This window comes from Pseudoduganella sp. RAF53_2 (assembly GCF_052113985.1).
GTDB lineage: Bacteria > Pseudomonadota > Gammaproteobacteria > Burkholderiales > Burkholderiaceae_D > Rugamonas.
Genome location: NZ_JBFRDW010000329.1, coordinates 1 through 6,663, shown reverse-complemented (window position 1 = coordinate 6,663; position 6,663 = coordinate 1). Strand labels below are relative to the sequence as shown.

Sequence of the window (6,663 nt, the reverse complement as noted above, 5' to 3'; positions counted from 1 at the left end):
GGCCCCAGCCGGTGAGCAGGATCACCGGCATGGATGGCGCCAATGACTTGATGGTCTCCGCCACACGGCGCCCGTCCACATAAGGCATGCCAAGGTCGGTGAAGATGGCATTGAATTGCGGCGCACCTTCCAGCGAGGCGCGGAAGGCATCGATACCCGCCTGTCCGCCGTCGGCTGCCGTCACCTCGTGGCCGTCGCGCAGCAGGATGGCGCGCAGCGATGCCAGCACGGTCGGATCATCATCCACGATCAGCAGGCGCATACGCACCAGCGGTGTAGCGGCAACGGGCGGCTGCGCTTCCTTGTCCGGCGATTCGGCGACCGGGAAGCTGATGCGCACCGTAGTGCCCTGCCCAGGCTGGGATTCAATCGCAATCTGGGCGCTGTGGCGCTCCACCATGCTGTACACCGTGGCCAGGCCCAGGCCCGTGCCCCGTTCTCCCTTGGTGGTAAAGAAGGGATCGAGACAGCGCTTCAGCGTTACCTCGTCCATGCCGAAGCCGGTGTCGGCGACTTCCAGCACCACGTAGCCATCCTTATGCAGCGTGCGCACGGTCAGCGTGCCGCCTTCCGGCATCGCATCCACGCCGTTGAAAATCAGATTGGTCAGGGCCTCGCGGATTTCGCCCTCGGCGCCCAGCAGCGGCGGCAGGGCCGCGGTCAGCTCCTGCTTCATGGCGATCACCACGCCGCGCTGCTGCGGCATATCGCTCCAGCGTGCGCGGGTCAGGTCGACCACTTGTGGAATCAGGGTGTTCAGGCCGACCGCGCCCAGCGCCAGTTCCGGCTCGCGCTGGCGATACAGCTCGCGCATGCGCGCCACGGTTGCCGCCACATCGTCGATGGCGCGTRCAATCACCTGCAGGCAGTTGCGCCCACTCTCGCTCAAGCCGGGTTCCGTTTCCAGCAGCGACTCGGTGTACAAGGCGACCGGCGAAATCGCGTTGTTGATGTCGTGCGCGATGCCGCTCGCCATCTGGCCCAGTGCGCGCAGGCGTTCCTGCTTGGTGACGGACTGCTGCGTCTCGTGCAGCTCGTTGTAGGCACGCTGCAGGTCGGCGTACAAGCGCGTCTGATTGGCCGCCAGCGCCACGTGTTCGCTCAGCTGGCGCAGGAATTCGCACTCGCCGCTGCTGAAGCTGTTCGGGGCACGCCGTGCCACGATCAGCACACCGAATACCGTGCTCTCCGCCAGCAATGGCGCCAGGACCAGCGCCGCCAGACCGCCGCGTGCCAGCCGTTTCGGGAAGGGGAAAGGCAGCTCGGTGATGTCCGGCTCATAGACCAGCTGGCCGCGCACGCAGCGCGACAGGCCGTTTTCATCGATCGGCACATGCGCATGCTCGCGCATCGACAGCTCGCTCGACAGCAGCTCGCTGGCCAGGCCCACGCTGCTGACGATCAGTTCATCGTCGCGGTACAGGCACACGCAGCCAAAGTCCACCGGCAGCTGGTCTTCCAGGCTGCGCACCACGACCTGGAAAATGCTGCGCAAATCCTGCCGGTCGCCGATGGAGCGCGTGATCTGGTGCAGCAGCGACATGCGCGCCAATTGCAGATGCACCTTCTGTTCGGTATCCCTGCGCACCGACATCTCGGCGTGCAAGGCTTTGTTGGCCTGCCCCAGCTCATCGCGCGACACCGTGGTCTGGCGCAGCTTCTCCGTCATGCTGTCGAAGGCGCGCGCCAGCTCACCCACTTCATCCACGGTTTCCACGCCGAGCGCAAAATCAAGCTTGCCCGCGCCGACCAGCTCCGTGCCATGACGCAGCCGCTCCAGCGGACGCGCCACGCTGCGGATCGTCATATACAGTGCGCCCAGCACCGCCAGTGTGAGGATCACACCCATCGCGCCCGCCGCGTAGTTGGCGCGCCGCTGCGCCGCCAGTGCCCCTTCGCGGCTGCGCGCGGCCAGGTCTTCGGCATCGCTGATCATGGCCTGGGCCTTGTTCATGATCAGGCCAAACAGCCGCCCCTCCAGCCGCTTCAGCACATCTTCCTTCTCAGGCGACCCGTGCAGCTCCTCCTGGATCTGCAACGAGTCGTTGAAGTATTTGTGCAGATTGGGCAGCTGCTCGCGCAAGCCGCGGTAGATTTCCGCTTCCGGACCATCACGGAAGTCTTCGTCTCTGGCCAGCAGGGCCGCCAGCGATTCCTTGCGCAGCACCCACTGCGAGCGCGTGCGCTTCTCGTGACCTATCGCATATTCCATTGCGAGGTAGCGCAGCGACACCACGCCGCGCAGAATCTCGCCCGCCTTTTCGTTGCGGGCCAGTTCATGCCGCATCTGCGCCGTGGTCACCAGCAGCACGATGCCCACCGCAGCAGCGACGATAATGCACAGCAGCTGAGCGAGCTTGAGGCGGGTAATGATTCTCACGTTGCACCCTTAATGGATGATGGTAACGGCTGCCGGCTGCACCGACGACATGCCATCCAGGTAGATGTACTCAAGGAAGTTCGGCATCTCGCTACTGGCCGCCATCTTGTTGCGGATAGCCCAGCGCGCGCGGTCTTCCAGCGCCAGCACCAGGCCCTGATCCAGTTCCATCTCGAAGTGGTAAGAAGGCCAGGCTGCCAGCACGGCCTCCTTGCTCTGCCCTGAAGTGGCGGCCAGCAGCGGCTGCATCGCTTCCGGATTGGCCCGGCAGTAGTTGCTGCCCTGCTCCAGCGCACGCAGCATGCGGCGCACCGTGTCGGGATGGGCTAGCACATATTGCTGCATCCCCACCAGGTTGTAGATGCTTTCGTAGACATCCTCGCCGGAGAACGACACAGCGTTGTCGCCCAGCCGCTGGCGGATATTGGTCAGAAATGGTTCCCAGCCCGCCACTGCATCGACTTCGCCGTTGGCCAGCGCATCCGGCAGCGCTTCCGGCTTGTAGTTCACCATGGTGATGTCGTCCGCCGTCAGCCGCTGCCAGTTGAGGAAGACATCCAGCGTGAAGTGGCCGGAGGTACCCTGCGTGACGCCGACGCGCTTGCCCTTCAGGCTGGCGGGGCCGAGAATACCGTGATCGCGCCGCCCCACCAGGCCATGGTCCTTCTCGGTGCGGAAGAATGTAGCCAGCACGCGCACCGGCGTACCGGCAACGGCGGCAAACATCACAGGAATATCGGCTACCGTTGCCAGGTCGGCACGACTTTGCAATAAGGCCTGCATGGACTCCTTGCCGCTGGTGTAAGGCAGCAGGGACACCGACAAGCCCTCCTCGGCAAAATAACCCTGGCGCTGCGCCGCCACGATGCCGCACACGCCCACGTACTCCGTATTGGTCGCGATYACCAGCTTTTCCTGCCGCGCCGGCGGCGCGGGCTTGCGCTGGCTGGCGACAAAGCCGGCGGCCAGCAGCATGGCAATCAATACGGCAGCAATGGCAATGCGACTACGCATGTTCGGCCTCCGCGACACTATTGGAATGCAGCCCCAGTTCGACCCAGAACGTGCTGCCCTGCCCCGGCACACTTTCCACGCCTATGGTGCCCCGCATGGCTTCCACCACGCGCTTGGTCAGGGTCAGGCCAAGGCCCGTGCCCTCTTCGGCGTCTTCACGGCCAAGGCGATTGAAGGGCTGGAAGATGGCTTGCAGCTGTTCGCGGTCCAGGCCTGGGCCGGTGTCCTGCACGGATACGCGCACGCGTTCCGCATTCACGAGCCGGCAATCCAGTACCACCTTGCCGCGCTCGCGGTTGTATTTGATCGCATTCGACAGCAGGTTTATCAGCACCTGCACCAGCCGTGTCTTGTCGGCGAAAACGTTGACGCCGATATTACAGCGGAAGTCGAGCGAGATACCGCGCCCTTCCGCCTGCGGTGTCACCATCATATGGCATTCCTGCACCACGCCCGCCAGTGACACGCTCTCCATCGCGAGGAYGATCTTCCCCGCTTCCACCTTGGCCAGGTCAAGGATTTCATTAATCAGCTTGAGCAGGTGCTTGCCCGACTGGACGATGTGCCCTGCGAACTTGCGCTTCTCCTCCGGCGTGGCTGGCAGCGAATCCGACGCGAGAATTTGCGCGAAGCCGAGAATGCCGTTGAGCGGCGTGCGCAGTTCGTGGCTCATATTCGACAGGAAGTGCGATTTCTCCGTGTTGGCGCGTTCCGCTTCGGCGCGCGCCAGATCCAGATCCCGGTTGGCTGCCGCCAGTTCTTCCACGTGCTGATGCAGCTGATGCTCCAGCTCCGCATTGTGCTGGCGCAGCGCGCGCGTGGCGAGGGCACGCGCCAGCGTCGGCAACAGAGCCGATGGCTTGAACGGCTTGACGATGTAGTCCAGCGCACCGCTCTGCATGGCGCGCACAGCAGAGGCGATACTGCCTTCGCCGGTCATGATGATGCAGGCCAGATCGCCGTCGATCGCGCGCGCTTCCTCCACCAGTGCGATGCCATCGATGCCCGGCATATTGAGGTCGGCCAGCAGGATGTCAAAACGCTCCTTGCGCAGCCGCGACAACGCTGCCTCACCCGACGCGAAGCCTACCGTGTCGTACTTATATTGGCGCAGAATGTCGCACAAGGCACCCATATGGGCAGCCTGGTCGTCGACGATCAGAATACGGGGCTGGTTTCCGTCTACCGTCATGCAAGTCCTCGCCTCTGCGATGCCTTCGCCCGATTATGCCGCCGATTCCGCCGGGAATACTCTCACAATCTAACAGCACCCCAAAAAGAATCGGGACCCGCGGGTCCCGATTCTTCTTTTATTTCAACAGCATCTCATTCAGCCGTTTGACGAAGGCCGCCGGATCGCTCAGCGTGCCGCCTTCAGCCAGCATGGCCTGGTCGAACAGGATGTGTGCCCAATCCTTGAACTTCGTGCCGGCTGCGTCTTCGTACTTCAGGCGCGTCACCAGCGGGTGGTTCGGATTGATTTCCAGGATAGGCTTGGACTCCGGTGCGTTCTGGCCGGCGGCCTTCAGCATGCGCAGCAGATTACCCGACAGCTCGTGCTCGTCCGTCACCAGGCAGGCCGGCGAATCGGTCAGACGGAAGGTCACGCGCACGTCCTTGGCCTGATCGCCCAGCGCTTCCTTCATCTTCGCGACCAGATCCTTGTACTCGGTCTCGGTTTCCTCATGCTGCTTCTTCTCAGCCTCGTCTTCCATCTGGCCCAGATCCAGGCCGCCCTTGGCCACGGATACCAGTTCCTTGCCTTCGAATTCGGTCAGGAAGGACATCATCCACTCGTCCACGCGGTCGGCCATCAGGATCACTTCCACGCCCTTCTTGCGGAAGATTTCCAGATGCGGCGAGTTCTTCGCAGCCGTGTAGCTGTCGGCGGTCACATAGTAAATCTTGTCCTGGCCTTCCTTCATGCGGCCCACGTACTCTTCGAACGACACGGTCTGTTCCGCGCTGTCGTTGTTGGTGGTGGCAAAGCGCAGCAGCTTGGCCAGGCGGTCCTTGTTGGTGAAGTCCTCGCCCACGCCCTCTTTCAGCACCTGGCCGAATTCCGTCCAGAAGGTGTTGTACTTGTCCTTCTTTTCCTGCTCGTCCGAATTCGCCAGTTCTTCCAGCATGCCGATCACGCGCTTGGTCGAGCCTTCGCGGATCGCCTTCACATCGCGCGACTCCTGCAGAATTTCGCGCGACACGTTCAGCGGCAGGTCGGCCGAGTCGATCACCCCTTTCACGAAGCGCAGATAGGTCGGCATCAGCTGCTCGGCATCGTCCATGATGAACACGCGCTTGACGTACAGCTTGATGCCGCCGCGCTTGTTGCGGTCCCACAGATCGAATGGCGCCTTGGCCGGAATGTACAGCAGCTGGGTGTATTCGCTGYGGCCTTCCACCCGGTTGTGGGTGTGGGTCAGCGGCGCCGCGAAGTCGTGCGACACGTGCTTATAGAACTCGTCGTACTGTTCCGGCGTGATGTCGTTCTTGTTGCGGGCCCACAGGGCGCTGGCCTGGTTGATGGTTTCCAGCTCGTCCTTCAGGACGTTTTCCTTCTTCTCCTCATCCCATTCTTCCTTCTGCATCTGGATCGGCAGGGAGATGTGGTCGGAGTATTTACGGATGATGTTCTTCAGCTTCCAGGCGGACAGCAGCTCATCCTCGCCTTCGCGCAGATGCAGGATGATGTCGGTGCCGCGGCCGGTTTTCTCGATGTCTTCGACGGTGTAGTCACCCTCGCCGCCCGATTCCCAGCGCACGCCCTGATTCGCATCCAGGCCGGCGCGGCGCGATTCCACGGTGATCTTGTCGGCCACAATGAAGCCGGAATAGAAGCCCACGCCGAACTGGCCGATCAGGGCGGCATCCTTCTGCTGGTCGCCGGACAGGCGGCCGAAGAATTCCTTGGTGCCCGACTTGGCGATGGTGCCGAGGTGCGCGATCGCTTCGTCGCGGCTCATGCCGATGCCGTTGTCGGAAATGGTAATGGTGCGCGCATCCTTGTTGAAGCTGACCTTGATTTTCAGCTCGTGGTCGTTGCCGTACAGCGCGTCGTTGTTAATGGCTTCGAAGCGCAGCTTGTCGGCGGCGTCGGAAGCATTCGAAATCAACTCGCGCAGGAAGATCTCCTTGTTGGAATACAGGGAGTGAATCATCAGTTGCAGCAGTTGCTTGACTTCAGCCTGGAAGCCCAGGGTTTCTTTATGATCAGCCATTTTTACTCCAATAGTCTTGTCGAAATCGCCATATTCCTGTCTGGCGCACTG

4 protein-coding genes are annotated in these 6,663 nt (G+C 62.3%); all 4 read right to left on the bottom strand.

Annotated features, from left to right (window positions below):
• Window positions 1-2,380: ATP-binding protein (locus AB4Z11_RS19055; RefSeq protein ID WP_442026906.1), on the bottom strand; the 2,380-nt coding region annotated here is incomplete at its 3' end.
• A gap of 9 nt (window positions 2,381-2,389) precedes the next feature.
• Window positions 2,390-3,394 (bottom strand): ABC transporter substrate-binding protein, encoded by a 1,005-nt coding sequence (locus AB4Z11_RS19050; RefSeq protein ID WP_442026905.1) that lies wholly within the window; start codon window positions 3,392-3,394, stop codon window positions 2,390-2,392.
• Window positions 3,387-4,586 carry a hybrid sensor histidine kinase/response regulator gene (locus AB4Z11_RS19045; RefSeq protein WP_442026903.1) on the bottom strand — a complete coding sequence of 400 codons (1,200 nt, stop codon included), beginning with the start codon at window positions 4,584-4,586 and terminating at the stop codon, window positions 3,387-3,389. Before AB4Z11_RS19045 ends, AB4Z11_RS19050 begins: the two co-directional genes overlap by 8 nt.
• Before the next feature lie 118 nt (window positions 4,587-4,704).
• Window positions 4,705-6,612 (bottom strand): molecular chaperone HtpG, encoded by a 1,908-nt coding sequence (htpG, locus tag AB4Z11_RS19040; protein WP_442026902.1) that lies wholly within the window; start codon window positions 6,610-6,612, stop codon window positions 4,705-4,707.
• Between the last annotated feature and the right edge of the window lie 51 nt (window positions 6,613-6,663).